Origin of the sequence: Duganella fentianensis (assembly GCF_964031615.1) — a bacterium.
GTDB classification, from domain to species: Bacteria; Pseudomonadota; Gammaproteobacteria; order Burkholderiales; family Burkholderiaceae_D; genus Rugamonas; species Rugamonas fentianensis_A.
Genome location: NZ_CAXIQN010000022.1, coordinates 1 through 21,472 on the forward strand (window position 1 = coordinate 1; position 21,472 = coordinate 21,472).

Below are 21,472 nucleotides of genomic sequence, written 5' to 3' on the forward strand. Positions count from 1 at the left end.
TATAGGTAAGAAGACCGTTAAACGTTGTTGAGACAACTTCATTACCCGCAGCACCAAGTGCTGATTACTTACTAATTCCAGATTCTGGGTGACGCGATCAAACGCGGCGCCCACACAAGTCAAAGCTTGATGACCATAGCAAGTTGGTCCCACCCCTTCCCATCCCGAACAGGACCGTGAAACAACTCTGCGCCGATGATAGTGCTGCAACCAGTGTGAAAGTAGGTTATCGTCAAGCTAGTTATACTAAAAAGCCCCATTTGTCTGAGTACCGTAGCGTATTCAGTGCAAATGGGGCTTTTTTCCGTCTGTCGCCAGCCTTTGTGCTTTAGAATAACTTGCATAGCGTAGGAGCAATTCCATGGCAGGTTATGTAGCACGCGTTCTTGTTCTGTTAAGCCTGTTCTGGACTGGTGCCTCACTAGCCCTTGCTGCGCCGTTGAGTTTGCGCTTCGAACATCTGGGCGTGGAACAGGGCTTAACTCAGGAAACCGTTACCGCCATCCTGCAGGATAAGCAGGGCTATCTCTGGCTGGGTACGCAAGCGGGTCTGAACCGCTACGACGGCTACCGCATTACCGCATTCAAAAACACTCCCAATGACAGCGCCAGTCTGCAAGATAACTATATTCAGGCGCTCTACGAAGACGCGCAAGGCGCTATCTGGGTCGGTAGTCGCGGCGGACTGGATCGCTACGATGCCGCCACGCGGACTTTTGCACATTTGCTGGGACGTGAGCGCAGTATTTCCGTGACGGCCATCATCAGCGATGGCAAGCAGGGTCTGTGGCTGGCGACCACCGGGAACGGACTACTGCATTTCGATATCGCCAGCGGCGAGGTGCAGAGCTATCGTCATGCCGACCACGATGCGACCAGCATCATTCACGACCGGGTGAATGTGCTGCAGCTTGATCGCGCCGGCCAGCTGTGGATAGGGACGGATGCCGGACTCGATATGCTGCCGGCTGGCGCCAGCCGGTTCGAGCACATCACCATGGGCGATGGCAGTAATCCTGCCACGGTGATACAGGCTATTACGCTGTCCTCTGATGGCGTGCTGTGGGTGGGGAGTCGCGATGGTCTGCAGGCATGGCGTCTGCAGGGGAGCCGCGCCAGCCGGATGACGCTGGGCGCGCGCGATGATCTACATGGCGAACGGGTAGAAGCACTGCTGATAGACCGCGATGGTGTGCTCTGGGCAGGTACTTATGAGAATGGTCTGAAGCGGCGCAATACCGTTAGCGGCGGCTTTTATAGCTACCGCCATGTGGGACAGGACCGCCATAGTCTAGGGGACAATCAGGTCAATTCGCTGTATCAGGATCGCACCGGTACGCTATGGATAGGCAATTGGTACAACGGCCTCGATAGGGTGGACCTGCGCAGTGGCGGCTTTGAGCATTTTTCCGAACAGTCGGGTGTGCTGCCCAATGTGAGTAATAATAAGGTGCGGGCGATAGTTGCGGCGGGGCCTGATCAAGTTTGGATGGCGACGGCCCGTGGCCTGACGCTGGTCGATCTGGCGCGGGGCACCAGTAAGACAGACTTCCATGACGAGCACGATGCCACCAGCCTGCCCAGCAATGAAGTGCTGACGCTGGATACCGATACGCGCGGACGTCTATGGGTCGGCACGGTGAACGGACTGGCATGGCGCGATCCTCGCAGTGGCCGCTACACCCGGGTCGAACTGGATACGCTGCCAGAGTCGCGTCTATTGCAGCGTGTGCTGGCAGCACGCGATGGCACCGTGTGGGCCGCTTCACGGGCTGGCTTGCATCGTATCGCCGCCAGTGATGGCGCAGTGACGAGCTGGCATCATCAGGCTAGCGATCCCGATGTGCTCGATGGCCGCATCTATGCACTGCTGGAAGACCGCCAAGGCAAGCTGTGGATCGGTACCCAGAATGGTCTGGACTGTTTTGATCCGGCCACGGGCAGCTTCCGTAATTACCGCCATGTGGCCGGCGCCAGCGATAGTCTGATCCATTCGCGTGTGCACCATCTGTATGAAGACGAACAGGGGCGCTTATGGATAGGCACAGCGGCAGGGCTGTCCGTGGCCGAGCGCGCTGCCGACGGGGCACTGCATTTTCGCACTGTGCCGATGACGGCGGCGCGCGCGGCCGATCCTATCGGCGGCATACTGGGTGACCAGCAGGGTCGTCTGTGGATCAGTACCACGGCCGGCCTGACCATGCTTGATCCGCGCAGTGGCGCGTTCCGAGAATACACCGCGCGTGACGGACTGATTAACGGCTCCTACTTCATCGGTTCGGCCTATAAAGGGCCGGACAATATGCTGTACTTCGGTGGCCTGAGTGGTGTGACAGCTTTCAATCCGGCGAATATCCACGGCAATCCCGATGCCCCCGTTGTCGTGGTGACGGACTTCCTGCTGTTTAACCGTTCTATACTGAGCGGCACGGACCCGCGCACCAGAGTGCTGCCGGATGCGCTAACGCATGGCAAAGCACTCACGCTCGACTACCGTGACACGGTATTCTCCATCGAGTTCGCCGCGCTGCATTTTGCCGATCCGGGACGCAACCTGTATGCCTACAAGCTAGAGGGCTTTGATCCCGAGTGGCTGACGGTGGATGCGGGCAAGCGCTATGTGACCTATACCAATCTCGATCCGGGCCGCTATATTTTCCGCGTCAAGGCGGCCAATAAAGACGGCGTGTGGAGTCAGGAAGCCACGACGCTGGAAGTGATTATCGCGCCGCCCTACTGGAAGACCTGGTGGTTCCGGCTGGGATTGCTGGGCTGCGTGCTGGGCGGGGTGTATGGGCTGTTCCGTTTCCGCATGCGTATGCTGATCCAGCAGAAGCATGTGCTGGAAGCCACAGTGGGTAGCCGCACGCGCGAGCTGGTGCAGCAGAAGGAGTCGGTGGAACGGCAGAAGCGCGAAGTCGAGCATCAGAAGGAAAGCGTGGAGATTGCGCACCGGAATATTTCGCTGCTGTCGGAAATCGGCCGAGCCATCACGGCGAATCTGGATAGCGAAGCCATCATGCAGATGCTGTACAAGCATGTGCATGCGCTGATGGATGCCAGCGTCTTCGGCATCGGTATTTATCGCCCCGAGCAGGAGCTGATCGAATATCCGTTCGCGATGGAGAAGGGCAAGCGCTATGCGCCGTATGTGCGCAGCATGCGCGAGCCTAACCAGCTGGCCGTATGGTGCATCCAGCATGGCAAGGAAGTCTTCATCAATGACCTAGAACTGGAATACGGCCTGTATATCGCTCACCTCGAACATGTGACCAGCGCGGAGGATATGGGGACGCTGGAAGATGGTTCGCTGCCGACTGCGCCGCGCTCGCTGATCTATGTGCCGATCACGGTGGGCGGGCAGGTGCGCGGCACTATCACTGTGCATAGCTATCGTCCGCACGCCTATCATCGCATCGATGTGGACATGCTGACCACGCTGGCCTCGTATGTGGGGGTGGCGTTTGCCAATGCCGATTCCTACCGCAAGCTGCTGGACACCCAGCAGCAGCTGGTGGAGCAGGAGAAGCTGGCCGCGCTGGGGGCGCTGGTGGCCGGTGTGGCGCATGAGCTGAATACGCCCATCGGAAATAGTCTGGTGGTGGCCAGCACGCTGGAAGACAAGACGGAAGACATCCATCAGCTGCAGCAGACTAATTCGCTGCGCCGCTCCGATCTGGTCAGCTTCATCGATGCTGCACGCGAAGCTTCGACGCTGCTGATGCGCAGCCTGCAAGGTGCGGCCGAACTGGTGAACAGCTTCAAGCAGGTGGCGGTAGATCAGGCCAGTGCCAAGCGGCGGCCGTTCAATCTGCTGCAGGCTAGTCAGGAAATTGTGACGACCATGCGTAATCAGATCCGCAAGGCGGGCCACTCGATCGTGCTGGAAATGCCGGAAGATATACAGATGGATAGCTTTCCCGGTCCGTATGGTCAGGTGATTATCAACCTGATTAACAACACCCTGCTACATGCTTTCGAAGGGCGTAGCGGTGGCGAGATTCGTCTGTGGGCGGTGCGGCTGGGTACGGAGCGGGTACGTATCGTGTTTCAGGATGATGGCAAGGGCATCGCGCCCGAGCATCAGCTGCGTATTTTCGATCCCTTCTTTACCACCAAGCTGGGGCAGGGCGGTAATGGTCTGGGCCTGAGCATCACCTATAACATCGTCACGTCACTGCTCGATGGCAGCATACGGGTCGATAGCGAAGTCGATGTGGGCACGCGCTTCACCATGGACCTGCCGCTTAAAGCTAGCAAGGCTGGTGATTAGCGCGCGGCGCAAGCGCGAGGCGCAAGCGCGTGGCCGCTCAATTCAATTTGAACGAAGTCAGATAGGTGTCGATCTGTTCGGCCGCTAGCGACTGCGCCCGTCCCAGTATGATGACCTGATAGATGCGCTGATCGCGGGCGATCAGTTTGCCGATCAGGCGCGCGGGCTGGCCTTGCTGGCTGCCGTCCGCTTCGAATTCCAGCATGGACTGCAGGCCGGTGCTGCTGTCCTTGTTGCTGCGCAGGGTGGCACCGATATTTCTCAGTAATGCGCTCTGCATGGTCTGCAAAACTGTCATGGCACTGGCACCGTCGGGCAGGCGCGCGCTGCCTACGGCGAATACTACGCCGTCGATTTCTACCGCCGTCATGGTCATTTCCAGCTGCAGCGTATCGAGCGTGACGCTGCGCGTCTGGCTGGCCGGTTTGCCGGGGAATAGTATGCTGTAGGGCGCATCCTTGCTGCGGTAGTCGCGCCAGTCGTATTTGGGGCTGCAGCCGGCCAGCGTGGCGGCCAGCACCAAGGCCAGCATCGGGGCTAGCGTGGAACGGTAGATCATCGCTTAACCTTTTTTCTTGGATTGATTCTGCTCGGCTTTCCATGCATCGATGTGGGGCGCATGGCGCAGCACGCGCGAAGCCGGATCGATGGTGACGCGCGCATGTGGTGGCAGCGTCAGCGTGCCCTGGCCGTTAGTCATGGGCAGCCGTTCGATGCGGTCATTGACGCGCACTTCCAGCGGCATGGGGAAGTTGCCGCCATCTTTGAGCTTCCACGTCAGCGTCAGCTGGTCGCCATCGCGCTGCTCCAGCAGTTCCGGCAGCGCAGCGTGGTATAGATAGGCGTTGAAGAACCAGTCCAGATCCTGCTGGCTGATCTCCTTGCACAGGGCGATGAACTCTTTGCTGCTGCTGTAGCGCGGCACAAATTTGCCCGGCAGCGGCTGGTCGGTGCCGTACACCATGCGGCGCGTGGCGGCGAAGAAGGCTTCGTCGCCGATCAGGTTGCGCAGGGTGTGCAGGATCAGCGAGCCTTTGGTGTAGATGTCGTTGCCGGGGCCGCCGCGGCTTTCGTCATACACATCTTCGATGCGCTGGGTTTTGCCGCTGACGATGGGGGCTTTGTTGAGCAGCGATTTGCGGTGGTTGAACAGTTCGGACTGGAATTCGCGCTCGCCGCGCAACTGCTGCAGATACAGCGGCTGCATATAGCTGCCGAAGCCTTCGTGTAGCCACATGTCGTCCCAGTCGGCGTTGGTCATCTGGTTGCCGAACCATTCGTGCGACAGTTCGTGATGCAGCAGCCAGTCATAGCCTAGCGGTGATTTGACGTAGCCATTGCCGTAGGCGTTGATGGTCTGGTGCTCCATGCCCAGATGGGGCGTTTCGACCACGCCCATCTTCTCGTCACCGAAAGGATAGGGCCCGATGCGGCTCTCGAAAAAGTCCAGCATGGGGGCAAACTCGGTGAATAGCGCCTTGGCTTTTTCTTCATGGCCTCGCAGATACCATAGCCGCAGCGGGATGCGGTTGCCGTAGCGGCTGGCGTATTCGCCCGCCAGCACTTCGTAGGGGCCGATATTCAGTGCCACACCATAGGTACTGGGGTGCTTGGCGCGCCAGTGATAGGTGCGCCAGCCGTTGGCCTCCTCCATGCCCATCGCCACGCCATTGCCGGCCACCACCAGCGGTGCCGGTACGCTGATGTGTAGATCGATCAGTTCCGGCTTGCCCTGCGGGTGATCGATGCAGGGCCAGAAGAGATCGCAGCCTTCGCCTTCTACCGTGGTGCTGATCCATGGCTGGCCGTCGGCAGTTTTGCTCCAGGTGAAACCGCCATCCCATGGTGCGCGCTTGGCGACGTGGGGCACGCCGTGGTAGCGCAGGCGGATGCTGGTCTGGGCGCCAGCTGCCAGCGGCGCGGGCAGCGTCAGCGATAGCCGGCCCTCCGGATTGCTGATGGCAGTGGCGGGCAGGGCCACACCATCGGCCAGCGCTGCGTCGATGCTGAAGTTACGGTCCAGTTCCAGCACGATGCGATCGAGCGGGGCGCTGGCCGTAAAGGTCAGGGTGGCATCGCCCTGTATGCTGCGGGTGGCCGGATCGATCCGTAGCGCCAGATCGACATGCTGGAAGCGCACGGCCAGTTGTTCGCTGCTGCGCGGGCTGCCGGAATTAGCGGTGAAGTCGGTCAGGCTGGCGGGCGTGCTGGCGCAGCCTGCCAGTAGCGCGCTGCTGGCGATGGCGATGGCGAGTGTGTGGCGCAGGGGAAGACGGTTCATTGCGGCGTTGTGAGTTGAGGAGCTGCGCACAATATAGCAGCAAGGCCGGCGTAGGAGTGATGCTTAGCCGGCACTTAGACAGAATTTAGCATGGCAGATCGCGTTCACGCAGGGCGCGCTGATACTGGATGGCTTCGCGGATGTGGGGGCGCTGTATGTCCTTGCTGGCTGCCAGATCGGCGATGCTGCGGGCGATACGCAGGATGCGGTGGTAGGCGCGGCCGCTCCACTGGAAGCGCGCCATGCTGCGCTGTAGCACGGTGTGGCTGGCAGCATCGAGTCGGCAGTGCTGTTCCAGTTCCTGCGGGCTGAGTGCCTGATTGGGTTTGCCCTGGCGCTGGCACTGCCGCTCTGCTGCCTGCTGCACGCGGGCGGCAATGGCGCTGCTGCTTTCTGCGGCGCCGGCGGCGGCCAGCTGCAGTGGATCGAGCGCCGCGACTTCGAGCTGGATGTCGATACGGTCCAGCAGCGGGCCGGAAATGCGGCGCTGGTAGCGGGCGATCTGTTCGGGGCTGCAGTGGCAACGCGCGCTGCTATGGCCGGCATAACCGCAGGGACAGGGGTTCATGGCGGCGATCAGCTGGAAGCGGGCGGGAAAGTCGGCCTGTCGGGCCGCGCGCGAAATAGTGATCTGGCCTGATTCGAGTGGCTGGCGTAGTACGTCCAACACGCGCTGTTCGAACTCGGGCAGTTCGTCGAGGAATAGCACGCCATGGTGGGCCAGCGAAATTTCGCCGGGACGTGGGACGCTGCCGCCACCCACCAGTGCCACGCCGGAAGCTGTGTGATGCGGTGCGCGGAACGGGCGCTGGCGCCACAGGTCGAGGCGGAATTGGCCGCTGAGCGATTGCACGGCAGCCGCTTCCAGTGCTTCGGCATCGCTCATGGCGGGCAGCAGGCCGGGAAAGCGCATGGCCAGCATGGTTTTGCCGGCTCCGGGTGGGCCTACCAGCAGCACGTTGTGGCGACCGGCGGCCGCAATTTCCAGTCCCCGCTTTACCGCCTGCTGGCCTTTGACATCGGCGAAGTCGGGATAACGGCCCAGCTGGCGCAAGGGCGGCGGCGGGTGACGCTGCAGGCGGGCAGCGCTACCCTGCGCGCTGAAGTGGCGGCACACCTGCTGAAGCGAACTGGCCGGATAGATGGCGGCCGCGCTGACCAGCGCGGCTTCGTCGGCATTATCGATGGGCAGGATCAGGCCGCGCTGGCTGCCGTAGCGGCTACAGGCCACGGCCATGGCCAGGGTACCGCGGATGGGGCGCAAGGCGCCCGACAGTGATAGCTCACCGGCGAATTCGTATTCGTTCAGCTGGCGTGCCGGTATCTGGCCGGAAGCTGCCAGTACACCGATGGCGATGGGCAGGTCGAAGCGGCCGGATTCCTTGGGCAGGTCGGCCGGGGCGAGGTTGACGGTGATGCGCTGGGCGGGAAACTCGAAGCCGCTATTGATGATGGCGGCGCGCACGCGGTCGCGCGCTTCTTTGACTTCGGTATCAGCCAGACCCACGATGGCCAAGGCGGGCAGGCCATTGGCGAGATGGACTTCCACGCTGACTTCCTGCGCATCCATGCCTTCGAGGGCGCGGCTTTTAAGTACGGCGAGGCTCATGGCGGGCGTGATCGCTGGTGATCGCTGGATGGCTAGGCGCTGCGGTGAAACAGCATGCCGCCAGCGTAGGCCGATCGCGCCTTGGGATGTTGCGCCAGCCCAAACGGGTGGCGCGGCAGGGCAGACTTACTTGCCTCGATAGGGGCTTAGTTGCCGGCCTTGGCTTCCAGCTCGGCCAGACGGGCTTCCAGTGCTTCCAGTTTGGCACGGGTCTTGGCCAGCACCTGGGCCTGGATCTCGAATTCCTCGCGGGTCACCAGATCGAGTTTGGCGAAGCCCTGGGTCATCATCGATTTGACGTTTTTTTCGATGTCCTTGGCGGGCGAGTTTTCGATGGCCTGGCTGACCTTGCTTTGCAAATCATTAAAAAAAGTATTCATGTCCATCATGGTCCTCGGTCGGTGTTGCCACCCGCGCACCATTGCGGTGCGCGGGTGGCGTTAATCTGGTGCGAATGTTGCCTTGGAGATATGCGTCAACGAGAAAATTCTCACGTTTGGCCCACTGTTCCCAAGTTTGGCGCGTTGCAGGCCACATTTTGAGGCATCTCAAAAGCTGGCACGCAATCTGCTAAAGAAGGAGTGAACGCTGTTCATCGCTTCGAACAAACAGGATTTTAAACCGCAACTGCCATCTAAGTTCAACTTCAAGAGGAAAACTATTATGAAAAACCCGGGCAAGAACTTCACCCTGATCGCTGCGTTGACCTTAGCATTCGCCTCCATGAGCGCCTCCGTGGCGCAGGCCGAGGAAGCGACACCCGCTGCCGAAGCTAAACCCGACAATGAAGTGACGTTTAACGCGGCCATTGTCAGCGACTACCGCTATCGCGGCGTATCGCAAACCCGTCTGAAACCTGCTCTGCTGGGCGGCGCGGACTATACCAATAATCCGACCGGCTTCTACGCCGGTACCTGGCTGTCCACCATCAAGTGGACCAAGGACGCAGGCGGTTCCGGCGATGTTGAATGGGATCTGTACGCTGGTAAGCGTGGCGAGCTCGTCAAGGATGTGACCTATGACGTGGGCGGCCTGTACTACTTCTACCCATCGAATGGTCTGCACCCTAGCGCCAATACCTTCGAACTGTACGGCCAGATCGGCTACGGTCCGTTCACGGTCAAATATTCGCAATCGACCACCAATCTGTTCGGCTTTGCCGACAGTAAGAACAGTGGTTATCTGGACGGCAGCGCCAACTTCGAGCTGAGCGAAGGTCTGGTACTGAACCTGCACGCCGGTCACCAGAACGTGAAGAACAACGGTGCCGCCAGCTATAGCGACTACAAAGTCGGCGTGACCAAAGATTTGGGTGTGGCAACGGTGGCTCTGGCGGCGATCTACGCCGATTCCGATGCCTACACTGCAAAAGGTAAGAATCTGGCCAAGAAGGCGCTGGTTCTGACTGTCTCTAAAACCTTCTAAGCGAGGCCTGTATGAAACTGATTACCGCCATCATCAAGCCGTTTAAGCTCGACGAAGTCCGCGAGGCTCTGTCGGCAATTAACGTGCAAGGCATTACCGTGACCGAAGTGAAAGGCTTCGGTCGCCAGAAAGGTCACACCGAGCTGTATCGCGGTGCGGAATATGTGGTCGATTTCCTGCCTAAGACCAAAATCGAAGCCGCCGTCGATGACGCGGTGGTCGAGCAGGCCATCGAAGCGATCGAAGGGGCCGCCCGTACCGGTAAAATCGGCGACGGTAAGATCTTCGTATACAACCTGGAACAAGTTATCCGTATCCGTACCGGCGAAACCGGCAACGACGCTCTTTAAGGGGAAGCTAGATGAAGAAATTTGTTACGTCCTGGCTGGCTGGCGCCGCCGTACTGTGTGCGCTATCGGCGCCCGTGTGGGCCGAAGAGGCTAAACCGGCCGCTGCGGCGCCTGTGGCGGCGGCATCGGCCCCGGCCCCGGCCCCGGCTGATGCTGCCGCACCGGCCGCCGCTGCAGCCGCCTCGGCAGCGGCCCCAGCCGCTGCACCTGCTGCCGAAGCTGCAGCGCCAGCCGAAGCGGCTGCCGCACCGGCTCCTACCCCTAACAAGGGTGATACGGCCTGGATGATGGTCTCCACCATTCTGGTCATCATGATGTCGATTCCCGGTCTGGCTCTGTTCTACGGCGGTCTGGTACGCTCGAAAAACATGCTGTCGATTCTGCTGCAGGTGTTCACCATCTTCGCCCTGATCATCGTGCTGTGGTGCGTCTACGGCTACTCGCTGGCCTTTACCGAAGGCAATGCCTTCATCGGTAAATTCGACCGCCTGTTCCTGAACGGTATTTTCGATCCTGCCAAGGCCGCCTTCTCCACGGCTGCCACCTTCAGCAAGGGTGTGGTGATTCCTGAATATGTCTACGTGGTATTCCAGGCCACGTTCGCGGCAATTACCTGCGGCCTGATCGTTGGTTCCTTCGCCGAGCGCGCCAAGTTCAGCGCCGTGCTGGCCTTCGTGGTGCTGTGGTTCACCTTCGCCTACCTGCCAGTGGCTCACATGGTCTGGTTCTGGACCGGCCCTGACGCGATCAAGGATGCGGCCACTGCCGCCACCGAAGGCGCCAAAGCAGGCTTCCTGTTCCAGAAAGGTGCGCTCGACTTCGCTGGTGGCACCGTGGTGCACATCAACGCCGCCGTGGCTGGTCTGGTCGGTGCTTACATGATGGGCAAACGCGTGGGCTATGGCCGTGAAGCGATGGCACCGCACTCGCTGACCATGACCATGATCGGCGCTTCGCTGCTGTGGGTGGGCTGGTTCGGTTTCAATGCTGGTTCGGCACTGGAAGCTGGCGATGTGGCTGCGCTGGCCTTCGTCAACACGCTGCTGGCAACCGCTGCCGCTACCATGTCGTGGCTGTTCGGCGAGTGGATCATGAAAGGCAAGCCTTCCATGCTGGGCGCTGCTTCTGGCGCAGTAGCCGGTCTGGTGGCGATTACCCCCGCTTGCGGCTTCGTCGGTCCTATGGGTGCGCTGATCATGGGTCTGCTGGCCGGTGTGGTCTGCCTGTGGGGTGTGAATGGTCTGAAACGCCTGCTGGGCGCGGACGACTCGCTGGACGTGTTCGGTGTGCACGGCGTGGGCGGTATCCTCGGTGCGCTGCTGACCGGTGTGTTCGCTGCGCCATCGCTGGGCGGTCAGGGCATCTTCGACTACGTCACCAACAAAATGTCGGCTGATCCTTACTCCATCATCGGTCAGGTGACCACCCAGGCAACGGCGGTAGGTACCACCATCCTGTGGTCGGGCATCGTGTCGCTGATCGCTTACAAGCTGGTCGACATCGTGATCGGTCTGCGCGTACCGGAAGAAGAGGAACGCGAAGGTCTGGACATCACCAGCCATGGCGAGTCGGCCTACCACGCTTAAGCCAGACCTAGTCAGTATCTCGTAGTGCCCGCCCGTCGCGGCGGGTCTCCCCTCGGCGCCCCTCATTCGATGACGGGGCGCTTTTTTTATTTCCCGTCTTTAAATTAAGGTTTTTGCCCCGATATAGGCCATCTGCACGGTAATATCGACATTCCGGCATCCTCCCGCATCATTTAAGGACGTAAGTATGGTTCCCCATCTCGTTACGGCGCTCACCGGCCCGCTACTAGACCTCGAAGAGAAAATTCTGGCGGCCACGCCCGCCATCGAACGCTGGTTCCGGCTGGAGTGGCAGGAACATACCCCGCCGTTTTATTGCTCCGTGGACATGCGGAATGCGGGTTACAAGCTGGCGCCCGTGGATACCAATCTCTTCCCCGGCGGCTTCAACCATCTGGCCACGGAAATGCTGCCCCTGTCCGTGCAGGCGGCCATGGCGGCCATCGATAAATACTGTCCCGATGCGCGCAATCTGCTGTTGATTCCTGAAATCAAGCAGCGCCATCCTTCCTATTTGCAAAATGTTGCGCGGCTGATGCAGATTTTCCGCCAGACGGGGCTGCATGTACGGCTGGGTTCTTTGTCACCGGAAATTACCGAACCGACCCCGCTTGCATTGCCTGATGGGAATATGCTGGTGATCGAACCGCTGGTGCGTTCGCCTAACGGGCGCCGGCTGGGGCTGAAAGATTTCGATCCCTGCACGATTTTGCTGAACAACGATCTGTCGGATGGTATCCCCGAGATTCTGCAGAACATCCACGAGCAGAGCCTGTTGCCGCCGCTGCACGCAGGCTGGGCGCTGCGGCGCAAGAGCAACCATATGAACGCCTATGACGAGGTGGTCAAGAAGTTCGGCAAGCTGATCGGGGTCGATCCGTGGATGCTCAATCCTTTCCACGCCAAGTGCGATGCAGTGAATTTCCGCACGGGTGAGGGCTATGACTGTCTGGCCGCCAATGTCGATGCGCTGCTGTCCAAGATCAAGAAGAAGTACAAGGAATACGGCATCAAGGATCAGAAGCCGTTCGTGATTGTGAAACCCGATGCGGGCACCTATGGCACCAGTGTGCTGACCATCAAGGATTCCAGTGAAATCAAGGACTTGAGTCAGGAGCAGCGCGATCGCATGATCGTCTTCAAGGATGGCAAGGAAGTCACGGATTTCATCATTCAGGAAGGCGTGCCGACATTCGAGAGCATCAAGGACGATGTGGCCGAGCCCGTGGTCTACATGATAGACCGCTATGTGGTGGGCGGTTTCTACCGTGTGCATGCGGAAAAAGGCAAGGATCAGAATCTGAAAGCACCGGGTTCGCACTATGTGTCGCTGGCGTTTGCCCAGCAGCATGCCGTGCCCGACCTGAAAGCCAAACCCGGTACGGCCGCGCCTAACCGCTTCTATGTGTACGGTGTGGTGGCGCGGCTGGCGCTGCTGGCCGCTTCGCTGGAAATGGAACGCACCGACCCGAATCCCGAAGTGTATTAAGCACCTCCCCGATTACCCCAGAATGGACCTCTCATGAAGATCGCTTTCCTCGCCGACCCGCTGGCCAGTTTCAAGACCTATAAGGATTCCACCTACGCCATGATGGTGGAAGCGGCGCGTCGTGGCCATGCCGTGTATGCCTTCGAACAGCGCGATATGGCGCTGGAAAACGGCCGGGTGACGGCGCGCGTGGCCGCCATCACCCTGACTGGCGATGCGAGCGACTGGTACCGTGCGGCGCCGGCCGAAGAATGCGATCTGGGCCAGTTCGATGCCATCATCCAGCGCAAGGACCCGCCGTTCGATATGGAATACATCTACGGTACCTATCTGCTGGAACTGGCCGAGAAGCAGGGCGCGCGCGTCTACAACAAGCCGTCGGCGATCCGCGACCATAACGAGAAACTGTCGATTGCCCAGTTCAGCGAATTCACCACGCCGACGCTGGTGACCAGCGACGAGGCGCGCATTCGTGCCTTCCAGCAGCAGCATGGCGATATCATCCTCAAGCCGCTGGACGGCATGGGCGGCGCGGGCATCTTCCGCGTCACGGCCGACGGCATGAATCTGGGCTCCATCATCGAAACCCTGACCCGTCAGGGCAGCCAGACCATCATGGCGCAGCGCTATATCCCTGCCATCGTCAAGGGCGACAAGCGCATCCTCGTCATCGGCGGCAAGCCGGTGCCGTTTGCGCTGGCGCGCATCCCCCAGAATGGCGAAGTACGGGGCAATCTGGCGGCCGGCGGCGTTGGCGTAGCGCAACCTCTGAGCGAGCGCGATTATGAAATTGCCAATACGCTGGGACCGAAACTGGCCGCTCGGGGGCTGTTGCTGGTAGGATTAGATGTAATCGGCGAGAACCTGACCGAAGTCAATGTCACCAGTCCGACCTGCTTCCAGGAGATTACGGCGCAGACGGGCTTCCACGTGGCGGCCATGTTTGTCGATGCGGTGGAAGCGGCGGTGGCGCAGGATCTTGCAACCAATAATTAACATTTTTGCCGGAAAGTATTAAAAAATTCCGGTACTGACTGGCGGTTTAAGAATATGGTTGGCATACTGCTTATGACACATGCGCCGCTGGGGCAGGCTTTTATGGCTGCCTGCGCGCACGTGTTCCGTAGCCCCACCGAGCAACTGGAAGCGATCGATGTGATCGCCGATCAGGATCTGGGCGAAGTGCAGGCGCTGGCTGCGGCCGCCATCAAGCGGCTCGATACGGGCAGCGGCGTACTGGTGATGACGGATGTGAAGGGCGGTACTCCCGCCAATTGCTGCAACTGTCTGGCCGATGCGGGACGGGTGGAAGTCATCGCCGGCATCAGTCTGCCCATGCTGCTGCGTGCCATCACTTACCGGCGCGAAGCGCTCGATGTGGTGGTAGAAATGGCGCTGGCCGGTGCCCAGAGTGGGGCGGTGCGGGTGGATAACCGTATCCGCGTGGGTGCGGTGTAGGCGCCGCTTAGGCGCATTTCTGATTGAGATAAAACAAAAATGATTCAGCAAGAACTCGAGATTATCAACAAGCTTGGTTTGCATGCGCGTGCTTCCGCTAAATTCACCCAACTGGCAGCAAAATATCAGAGCGATGTCTGGCTCACCCGCAATGCGCGCCGCGTCAATGCCAAATCCATCATGGGCGTGATGATGCTGGCCGCCGGCAAAGGCGCCAAAGTGCTGCTGGAAGCCGATGGTGCCGACGAAGGCGATTGCATCACGGCGCTGACGGCGCTGGTCAACGACAAATTCGGCGAAGGCGAGTAATGCCGGGCGAACGCAGCCGCCTACGTAGCCCGAGCGGAGCGCCGGTCGCTTCGTTCACTCTGCACGGTATTCCTGTCTCGCGCGGGATTGCGATCGGTCGCGCCCACAAGCTGGCGCCAGCCGCACTCGATGTGCAGCATTATCTGGTGGCCGAGGAACTGCTGGAAGCGGAAGTACGGCGCCTGCAGGAAGCGCTGGCGCAGGTGCATGTGGAGCTACAGACGCTGTGGAACGAATTGCCCAAGGATGCCCCCACCGAGCTGGGCGCCTTCATCGATGTGCATGCGCTGATTCTGTCCGATCCCATGATCTCGGAAGAGCCGCTGGACATTATCCGTACCCGCCACTACAACGCCGAATGGGCGCTGCTGACCCAGATCGATGAGCTGTCGGCCCAGTTCGACGAAATCGAAGACCCCTATCTGCGCGAGCGCAAGGCCGATATCCAGCAGGTGGCCGAGCGGGTGCTGAAAGTGTTGCTGGGCACGGCCCAGACCCTGCCTGCACCGAGTGCGGGCGAGGATGATTTCCAGGCCCAGATGATCATCGTGGCGCACGATATCTCGCCGGCCGATATGCTGCAGTTCCGCGACCGCTCCTTCATCGGTTTCGTGACCGATGTGGGCGGGCAGAACTCGCACACGGCGATTGTGGCGCGCAGTCTGGATATTCCGGCGGCCGTGGGCATGGCCGGCGCGTCGACGCTGATCGAGCAGGACGACTGGCTGATCATCGACGGCGATGCCGGTGTGGTGATCGCCAACCCCAGTGCGCTGGTGCTGGAGCAGTATCGCGAGCGCCAGGCGGTGGCAGCGCGTGCGCGCAAGAAGCTGAATAAACTCAAGAAGACCCCGGCCATCACCAAGGATGGTACGGAGATCACCTTGCTGGCCAATATCGAACTGCCGGACGACTGTGCGGCGGCGATGGAGGCGGGCGCCAATGGCGTCGGGCTGTTCCGCTCGGAATTCCTGTTCATGGGGCGCGATAGCCGGATTCCGTCCGAGGACGAGCAGTTCGAGCAGTACAAGCGCGCCGTGGTGGCCATGAAGGGCCGCCCTGTTACCATCCGTACCCTCGATATCGGCGCCGACAAGCCGCTCGATCAGGGCGAGCAGACGGCGCTCAATCCCGCGCTGGGCTTGCGCGCGATCCGTTATTGTCTGGCCGAACCGCAGATTTTCCTGACCCAGTTGCGCGCCATCCTGCGCGCGTCGGCGTTTGGCAAGGTGCGGATACTGATTCCCATGCTGGCGCATGCGTTCGAGATCGACCAGTCGCTGGCCATGGTGGAGCAGGCCAAGGCGGCGCTGCGCGAACGGGGCGAGAAATTCGATGAGAATGTCGATGTGGGCGCCATGATCGAAATCCCGGCGGCGGCACTGGCGCTGCCCATGTTCGTCAAACGCATGGACTTCCTGTCGATCGGTACCAATGACCTGATCCAGTACACGCTGGCCATCGACCGGGTTGATTATGAGGTCGCACACCTTTACAATCCCCTCCATCCGGCCGTGCTGCAGTTAATCTCCATGACGATCGCAGCAGGGCATAAGGCCGGAATCGACGTGGCGGTGTGCGGCGAAATGGCGGGCGATATCAAGCTTACCCGTCTGCTGCTCGGCATGGGGTTGCGCGAATTTTCGATGCACCCGGCACAGCTGCTGTCGGTCAAGCAGGAAATCCTGAACAGCGACCTTGCGCGCATCATGCCGCAAACCCGCAAGATCATGCGCTCGATGGAACCCAACGTAATTGCAGACGCGGTCGAACAATTGCAGTTGATGTAGCCGAGGGGCTACCCAGACGGCGGAACCCATCCTCGCGGTTCCGCCTTGATAGATGGCCCGTGGGGCCGCCCCCTAAAAATACTGAAATAATGTCATCCTTAGGATACGTTTCTCCGCAAACCATGCATTTTGCGCAGCCGCTGCCGTTGCAGAGCGGTGCTTCGCTGCGCGACTACATGCTGATGTATGAGACCTACGGCACGCTGAATGCCGACAAATCGAACGCGGTACTGGTATGCCACGCGCTCAACGCTTCGCACCATGTGGCCGGCGTGTATGAAGGCCAGCCGAAAAGTCAGGGCTGGTGGGACAATATGGTCGGTCCCGGCAAGCCGCTGGACACCGATAAATTCTTCGTCATCGGAATTAACAATCTGGGCTCCTGCTTTGGTTCGACGGGGCCTATGCACACCAACCCCGCTACCGGCAAGCCTTATGGCGCGGCCTTCCCCGTGGTGACGGTGGAGGACTGGGTGGCGGCGCAGGCGCGTCTGGCCGATGCGCTGGGCATTACCCAGTTCGCCGCCGTGATGGGCGGTTCGCTGGGCGGCATGCAGGCGCTGGCCTGGTCCATCATGTATCCGGAACGGCTGCGCCACTGCATCGTGATCGCGTCTACTGCCAAGCTGTCGGCGCAGAATATCGCTTTCAATGATGTGGCGCGGCAGGCCATTCTGTCCGATCCTGATTACCATGGTGGCGACTTCTACGAACATGGCGTGGTGCCGAAAAACGGTCTGCGCGTAGCGCGCATGGTGGGTCACATTACTTACCTGTCGGATGACGACATGGCAGAGAAATTCGGTCGCCGCCTGCGCGATGCGGAAGCGGATGGCGCCGGCGATGGCGACTATAAATTCGGCTTCGGGGTGGATTTCGAGATCGAGTCGTATCTGCGCTATCAGGGCGACAAGTTCAGCGAATACTTCGATGCCAACACCTATCTCTTGATTACCAAGGCGCTCGACTACTTCGATCCGGCGCGCGCCCACGGCGGCGATCTGGCGAAAACGCTGGCTGTGACCCGTGCCAAGTTCTTCCTCGCTTCCTTTACCACTGACTGGCGTTTCTCGCCCGAGCGTAGTCAGGAAATCGTGCAGGCGCTGATTAGCAACCGCCGTCAGGTCACCTATGCGGAAATCGATGCGCCGCACGGCCACGATGCCTTCCTGCTGGACGACTCGCGCTACATGAATATGGTGCGGGCTTATTACGGCCAGGTGTGGGACGAGATCGGGGGCGGCAAATGAACTTTAACGATTTAAGCAAGGCGCGGCCGGATCTGGCCTTTATCGCTCACTGGGTGTCCGCCGGCGCGCATGTGCTGGACGTGGGCTGCGGCGATGGCGTGATGATGGAGTACCTGCAGAGCGATAAGCAGTGCAGCGGCTACGGCATCGAGATCGCCGACGACAAGGTACTGGAAAGTACCCGGCGTGGTGTGCGTGTGATCCAGCAGGATATGGAGAAGGGGCTGGCGCTGTTCGGCGATAACAGCTTCGATACGGTGCTGTGTCTGTCGTCGCTGCAGATGATGAAGCAGGTGGAAGCGCTGCTGCGCGACATCGTCCGGGTCGGCAAGGAAGCCATCGTGTCCTTCCCCAACTTCGCCTACTGGCCGCACCGTGTGGCGCTGCTCAAGGGCCGCATGCCGGTGTCCGAATCGCTGCCTTACGAATGGTATGACACGCCCAACGTGCGCTGCGCGACGATTAACGATTTCCGCGATCTGGCCGAGGAGTGCGGGCTGGAAGTGATGGAATGTGTGGCGTTGGCCGAGGGAGAGCGGGTAAACTTCCTGCCTAACTTGCGCGGCGATCTGGCCGTGTTCCGCTTACGTAGAAAGGCCTGACACTCATGACGACACAGGAAGCCGCAGGGGCGGCGCGCCACTGGCGCACCTATTTCAACCGCCGCACGGTGGCTATCCTGTTCTTCGGTTTCAGCTCCGGCCTGCCGCTGTACACGCTGATCTATCTGATGCAGGCCTGGCTGGCCAAGTCCGGTCTGGATGTAAAGGCGCTGGGGCTGTTCGCGCTGGTGACCTTCCCCTATACCTTCAAGTTCCTCTGGGCGCCCTTTATGGACCGCTACGCGCTGGGCGCGCTGGGGCGCCGGCGTGGCTGGATGGCGCTGACCCAGCTGGCGCTGTTCGTCGTGATCGGTGCGCTCGGCATGCTGGACCCGCAGCAGCAATTGCCGCTGATTGCGGGCGGGGTATTCCTGATCGCCTTCCTGTCGGCCAGTCAGGACGTGGTGATCGATGCCTACCGGCGCGAAATTCTGGCCGAGAACGAGCAGGGGCTGGGCGCGGCCATCATCGTCAATGCCTACAAGGCGGCCAGTCTGATTCCCAGCGCGCTGGGGCTGGTGCTGGCCGACAGCATGCCGTGGCAGGCGGTGTTCTGGATCGTCGCCGCGTTCATGCTGCCCGGTCTGGTCTGCACGCTGCTGGCGCACGAGCCGGCCGTGTATGGCGCGCCACCGAAGAATCTGCAGGAAGCCGTGGTGCTGCCGTTCCGCGAATTCATCGAGCGCGATGGCTGGCGTCAGGCCATGCTGATCATCGCTTTCGTGCTGCTGTATAAAATCGGCGACAGCATGTCGACCGCGCTGTCCACCAAGTTCTTCCTCGATATCGGTTTTACTACCAAGCAGATCGGGCTGGCCGCCAACGCCACGGGCTGGTGGGCTGCGCTGGCCGGTGGTGCCGTGGGCGGCATCTGGATGATTAAGCTGGGCATTAACCGTGCCCTGTGGGTGTTCGGCGTGCTGCAGGCGCTGGCCATCCTCGGCTTTGCCTGGCTGGCCAAGGTGGGGCCGGATATGTGGCTGCTCAGTGCTGCTTTCGGCTTCGAGGCGTTTGCCAGTCTGGGACTGGGCGCGGCTGCACTGGTGGCCTTTATGTCGCGTGCTACCGATCCGCGTTACACTGCCACCCAGTACGCATTATTTTCCAGTCTGGCTGCTGTGCCGCGTACGTTTATCAACTCTTCGGTAGGCTATATCGTGGCGCAGACGGGCTGGTTCTGGTTCTTTATTGTGTGCTTTATCATGGCCTTTCCTGCCATGATGATGTTGCCCAAAATCGCTCCATGGAACACTCGTGATGAAAAAGTCTAAATCTCTGACAGCCACGCTGGCGCTGGCCAGCTTGTGCGCCAGCCTGTGCGTCGGCCTGCCGGCGGCGGCGCAGGATGATGGCATCCCCGTTACCCGTATGTCGCGCCTGCGCGGCCTCGGTGGCGATGCGCGCCAGTTCGATCAGCAATCCAAGCTGCAGTACGACCAGATGCTGGCACAGGCGCACCAGAAGGATGCCGTGGCCACCGAGCGCAATCCGCAACTGATCCGCCTGCGCGCCATTGCCCAGCGCCTGATTCCGTTCACCACGCGCTGGAATCCCGATTCCGCCAACTGGAAGTGGGAAGTCAATCTGCTCAATTCGCCCACCGTGAATGCGTTCTGCATGCCCGGTGGTCGTATCGCTTTCTACAACGGCATTCTGACCAAGCTGAATCTGACCGATGATGAAGTGGCGATGGTGATGGGACATGAGATCGCCCATGCGCTGCGCGAACATGCGCGCGAACAGGCGGGCAAGAATGCCATCACGTCGGTTGGTGCGCGCATATTCGGTGCCATCGGTTCGGCCTATTTCGGGGTCGATCCGCGCTTGGGTGATGCGGCTGCTGGTGCCGTGGCCCAGGGCGCGGCGCTGAGCTTCTCGCGCGATGATGAAAGCGAAGCCGATCTGGTCGGCCTCGATCTGGCCGCCCGTGCCGGCTTCGATCCCCGTGCCGGTATCGCCCTGTGGCAGAAGATGGGTGCCGTGAACAAGAGCCAGCCTTTGCCTTTCCTGTCGACCCACCCAAGTGGCAGCAAGCGTATCGACGACATGGACAAGAATATGTATCTGGTGCTGCCGGTGTTCGCTCGTGCACGTGGTCTGGATCCGAATAATCTGCCGCCTTACCGCTCGCTGGCGCTGCCTAAATCCTGATGGCTGCAGCCCCACTGCCCATGCGCGACGGCGTCGCGCCCAGCTATCTATGGCTGCCGGAAGGGCAGTGGCCAGACTTGCTGACCTTTCTGCTGGCGCGTTTTCCCGATGTGGCCGAAGCCAGCTGGCGCGACCGCATGGCGCGTGGTGAAGTGGTCGATGGCGAAGGCAGGGTACTGGCGCCGGACAGCGCGTTCCGGCGTGGCATGCGGATTTTCTACTACCGCGAGCTGGCAGCGGAAACGCCGATACCGTTCAAGGAAGAAGTGCTGTTCATGGACCCGCATCTGCTGGTGGTGGACAAGCCGCACTTCCTGCCCATGATACCGTCCGGCCGCTTTCTGCACGAGACGCTGCTGGTGCGGCTGAAAAAGCAGTTCAATGAAGAGGAACTCACGCCTATCCACCGGCTCGACCGCGAAACAGCCGGGGTGGTGATCTTCTCGCGCCGGCAGGAAAGCCGTGGCGCCTATCAGTCGCTATTCCAGCAGCGCGTGATCGAGAAGGAGTACGAGGCGCTGGCAGCCCATCTGCATGGGCGCAGCTTCCCCTTTACCTACCGCAGCCGCATGGTGGAAGGCGATAAATTCTTCACGATGAAACAAGTCGAGGGTGAGCCAAATTCGGAGACGGTGATCGATGTGATCGAACAGCGTGCCGACTGCACGCTGTATCGTTTGCTGCCGCACACGGGGCGCCAGCACCAGTTGCGCGTGCATCTGGCGGCGCTGGGCATCCCGATTATCAATGATGCGTTCTATCCCGTTGCGCTCCCGTGCAAGCAGGACGATGTGTCGGCGCCCCTGAAACTGCTGGCGCGCCGCATCGCTTTCGATGATCCGCTGACGGGCCAGCGGCGCGAGTTTTTCAGCCGCCGCGCCTTGTGAGGCGGCACGGCG

18 protein-coding genes and 1 rRNA gene are annotated in these 21,472 nt (G+C 60.5%); 15 read left to right on the forward strand and 4 right to left on the reverse strand.

Going from position 1 to position 21,472, the window contains the following annotated elements:
* Positions 1-125: 125 nt before the first annotated feature.
* Positions 126-238: ribosomal RNA gene (gene rrf / locus ABNT42_RS17115) — 5S ribosomal RNA — on the forward strand.
* A 123-nt stretch (positions 239-361) separates the two neighbouring features.
* Complete coding sequence (locus tag ABNT42_RS17120) at positions 362-4,273, forward strand: two-component regulator propeller domain-containing protein (protein WP_348698976.1); 3,912 nt, start codon at positions 362-364, stop codon at positions 4,271-4,273.
* A gap of 37 nt (positions 4,274-4,310) precedes the next feature.
* Here the strand turns inward: ABNT42_RS17120 and ABNT42_RS17125 are convergent, their stop codons facing one another.
* The 4 genes from ABNT42_RS17125 to ABNT42_RS17140 all read right to left on the reverse strand — a co-directional run bounded on the left by ABNT42_RS17125 (position 4,311) and on the right by ABNT42_RS17140 (position 8,549).
* Positions 4,311-4,832, reverse strand: coding sequence for a hypothetical protein (locus ABNT42_RS17125; RefSeq protein WP_348698978.1), 522 nt, complete (start codon positions 4,830-4,832; stop codon positions 4,311-4,313).
* Positions 4,833-4,835: 3 nt separating this feature from the next.
* Positions 4,836-6,554: a M1 family metallopeptidase gene (locus tag ABNT42_RS17130; RefSeq protein WP_348698980.1), complete on the reverse strand. Its 1,719-nt coding sequence runs from the start codon at positions 6,552-6,554 to the stop codon at positions 4,836-4,838.
* 85 nt (positions 6,555-6,639) lie between these two features.
* On the reverse strand, positions 6,640-8,163 hold the full coding sequence (locus ABNT42_RS17135; protein ID WP_348698982.1) for a YifB family Mg chelatase-like AAA ATPase: 1,524 nt from the start codon (positions 8,161-8,163) through the stop codon (positions 6,640-6,642).
* Between the two features lie 146 nt (positions 8,164-8,309).
* On the reverse strand, positions 8,310-8,549 hold the full coding sequence (locus ABNT42_RS17140) for an accessory factor UbiK family protein (protein ID WP_155436807.1): 240 nt from the start codon (positions 8,547-8,549) through the stop codon (positions 8,310-8,312).
* Between the two features lie 277 nt (positions 8,550-8,826).
* On the opposite strand from ABNT42_RS17140, the gene ABNT42_RS17145 reads away from it, so the two are divergent.
* The 13 genes from ABNT42_RS17145 (at position 8,827) to ABNT42_RS17205 (ending at position 21,460) form a co-directional block, all read left to right on the forward strand.
* Positions 8,827-9,588: a TorF family putative porin gene (locus tag ABNT42_RS17145; RefSeq protein WP_348698985.1), complete on the forward strand. Its 762-nt coding sequence runs from the start codon at positions 8,827-8,829 to the stop codon at positions 9,586-9,588.
* An 11-nt stretch (positions 9,589-9,599) separates the two neighbouring features.
* Positions 9,600-9,938 (forward strand): P-II family nitrogen regulator, encoded by a 339-nt coding sequence (locus ABNT42_RS17150; protein WP_107878151.1) that lies wholly within the window; start codon positions 9,600-9,602, stop codon positions 9,936-9,938.
* A gap of 11 nt (positions 9,939-9,949) precedes the next feature.
* A complete protein-coding gene (gene amt, locus ABNT42_RS17155; protein ID WP_348698987.1) occupies positions 9,950-11,524 on the forward strand; it encodes an ammonium transporter in 1,575 nt (524 codons plus the stop codon).
* A 187-nt stretch (positions 11,525-11,711) separates the two neighbouring features.
* Positions 11,712-13,013 (forward strand): glutamate--cysteine ligase, encoded by a 1,302-nt coding sequence (gene gshA / locus ABNT42_RS17160; RefSeq protein WP_348698988.1) that lies wholly within the window; start codon positions 11,712-11,714, stop codon positions 13,011-13,013.
* Between the two features lie 33 nt (positions 13,014-13,046).
* Positions 13,047-14,009, forward strand: a complete 963-nt coding sequence (gshB, locus tag ABNT42_RS17165) for a glutathione synthase (RefSeq protein ID WP_348698990.1) — start codon at positions 13,047-13,049, stop codon at positions 14,007-14,009.
* A gap of 54 nt (positions 14,010-14,063) precedes the next feature.
* A complete protein-coding gene (locus ABNT42_RS17170) occupies positions 14,064-14,471 on the forward strand; it encodes a PTS fructose transporter subunit IIA (RefSeq protein WP_155436797.1) in 408 nt (135 codons plus the stop codon).
* Positions 14,472-14,510: 39 nt separating this feature from the next.
* Positions 14,511-14,780 carry an HPr family phosphocarrier protein gene (locus ABNT42_RS17175; protein WP_155436796.1) on the forward strand — a complete coding sequence of 90 codons (270 nt, stop codon included), beginning with the start codon at positions 14,511-14,513 and terminating at the stop codon, positions 14,778-14,780.
* Positions 14,780-16,570: a phosphoenolpyruvate--protein phosphotransferase gene (ptsP, locus tag ABNT42_RS17180; RefSeq protein ID WP_348698992.1), complete on the forward strand. Its 1,791-nt coding sequence runs from the start codon at positions 14,780-14,782 to the stop codon at positions 16,568-16,570. The genes ABNT42_RS17175 and ptsP overlap by 1 nt, the downstream gene beginning before the upstream one ends.
* An 89-nt stretch (positions 16,571-16,659) precedes the next feature.
* Positions 16,660-17,820, forward strand: a complete 1,161-nt coding sequence (locus ABNT42_RS17185) for a homoserine O-acetyltransferase (RefSeq protein WP_348698994.1) — start codon at positions 16,660-16,662, stop codon at positions 17,818-17,820.
* A complete protein-coding gene (gene metW / locus ABNT42_RS17190) occupies positions 17,817-18,422 on the forward strand; it encodes a methionine biosynthesis protein MetW (protein WP_348698997.1) in 606 nt (201 codons plus the stop codon). Before ABNT42_RS17185 ends, metW begins: the two co-directional genes overlap by 4 nt.
* Positions 18,423-18,427: 5 nt before the next feature.
* Entirely contained in the window at positions 18,428-19,693 is a 1,266-nt protein-coding gene (locus ABNT42_RS17195) for an AmpG family muropeptide MFS transporter (RefSeq protein WP_348698999.1), read from the forward strand.
* The gene (locus tag ABNT42_RS17200; protein WP_348699001.1) at positions 19,680-20,573 is read left to right on the forward strand and encodes a M48 family metallopeptidase; all 894 of its coding nucleotides are present in this window, start codon (positions 19,680-19,682) and stop codon (positions 20,571-20,573) included. Before ABNT42_RS17195 ends, ABNT42_RS17200 begins: the two co-directional genes overlap by 14 nt.
* Complete coding sequence (locus ABNT42_RS17205) at positions 20,573-21,460, forward strand: pseudouridine synthase (RefSeq protein ID WP_348699003.1); 888 nt, start codon at positions 20,573-20,575, stop codon at positions 21,458-21,460. Before ABNT42_RS17200 ends, ABNT42_RS17205 begins: the two co-directional genes overlap by 1 nt.
* Positions 21,461-21,472 lie beyond the last annotated feature (12 nt).

Bases quoted from the DNA above. Each gene is read 5' to 3' on its own strand.
- ABNT42_RS17120 (WP_348698976.1), top strand. From the start codon at position 362: ATGGCAGGTTATGTAGCACGCGTTCTTGTTCTGTTAAGCCTGTTCTGG.
- ABNT42_RS17125 (WP_348698978.1), bottom strand. From the start codon at position 4,832: ATGATCTACCGTTCCACGCTAGCCCCGATGCTGGCCTTGGTGCTGGCC.
- ABNT42_RS17130 (WP_348698980.1), bottom strand. From the start codon at position 6,554: ATGAACCGTCTTCCCCTGCGCCACACACTCGCCATCGCCATCGCCAGC.
- ABNT42_RS17135 (WP_348698982.1), bottom strand. From the start codon at position 8,163: ATGAGCCTCGCCGTACTTAAAAGCCGCGCCCTCGAAGGCATGGATGCG.
- ABNT42_RS17140 (WP_155436807.1), bottom strand. From the start codon at position 8,549: ATGGACATGAATACTTTTTTTAATGATTTGCAAAGCAAGGTCAGCCAG.
- ABNT42_RS17145 (WP_348698985.1), top strand. From the start codon at position 8,827: ATGAAAAACCCGGGCAAGAACTTCACCCTGATCGCTGCGTTGACCTTA.
- ABNT42_RS17150 (WP_107878151.1), top strand. From the start codon at position 9,600: ATGAAACTGATTACCGCCATCATCAAGCCGTTTAAGCTCGACGAAGTC.
- amt (WP_348698987.1), top strand. From the start codon at position 9,950: ATGAAGAAATTTGTTACGTCCTGGCTGGCTGGCGCCGCCGTACTGTGT.
- gshA (WP_348698988.1), top strand. From the start codon at position 11,712: ATGGTTCCCCATCTCGTTACGGCGCTCACCGGCCCGCTACTAGACCTC.
- gshB (WP_348698990.1), top strand. From the start codon at position 13,047: ATGAAGATCGCTTTCCTCGCCGACCCGCTGGCCAGTTTCAAGACCTAT.
- ABNT42_RS17170 (WP_155436797.1), top strand. From the start codon at position 14,064: ATGGTTGGCATACTGCTTATGACACATGCGCCGCTGGGGCAGGCTTTT.
- ABNT42_RS17175 (WP_155436796.1), top strand. From the start codon at position 14,511: ATGATTCAGCAAGAACTCGAGATTATCAACAAGCTTGGTTTGCATGCG.
- ptsP (WP_348698992.1), top strand. From the start codon at position 14,780: ATGCCGGGCGAACGCAGCCGCCTACGTAGCCCGAGCGGAGCGCCGGTC.
- ABNT42_RS17185 (WP_348698994.1), top strand. From the start codon at position 16,660: ATGTCATCCTTAGGATACGTTTCTCCGCAAACCATGCATTTTGCGCAG.
- metW (WP_348698997.1), top strand. From the start codon at position 17,817: ATGAACTTTAACGATTTAAGCAAGGCGCGGCCGGATCTGGCCTTTATC.
- ABNT42_RS17195 (WP_348698999.1), top strand. From the start codon at position 18,428: ATGACGACACAGGAAGCCGCAGGGGCGGCGCGCCACTGGCGCACCTAT.
- ABNT42_RS17200 (WP_348699001.1), top strand. From the start codon at position 19,680: ATGAAAAAGTCTAAATCTCTGACAGCCACGCTGGCGCTGGCCAGCTTG.
- ABNT42_RS17205 (WP_348699003.1), top strand. From the start codon at position 20,573: ATGGCTGCAGCCCCACTGCCCATGCGCGACGGCGTCGCGCCCAGCTAT.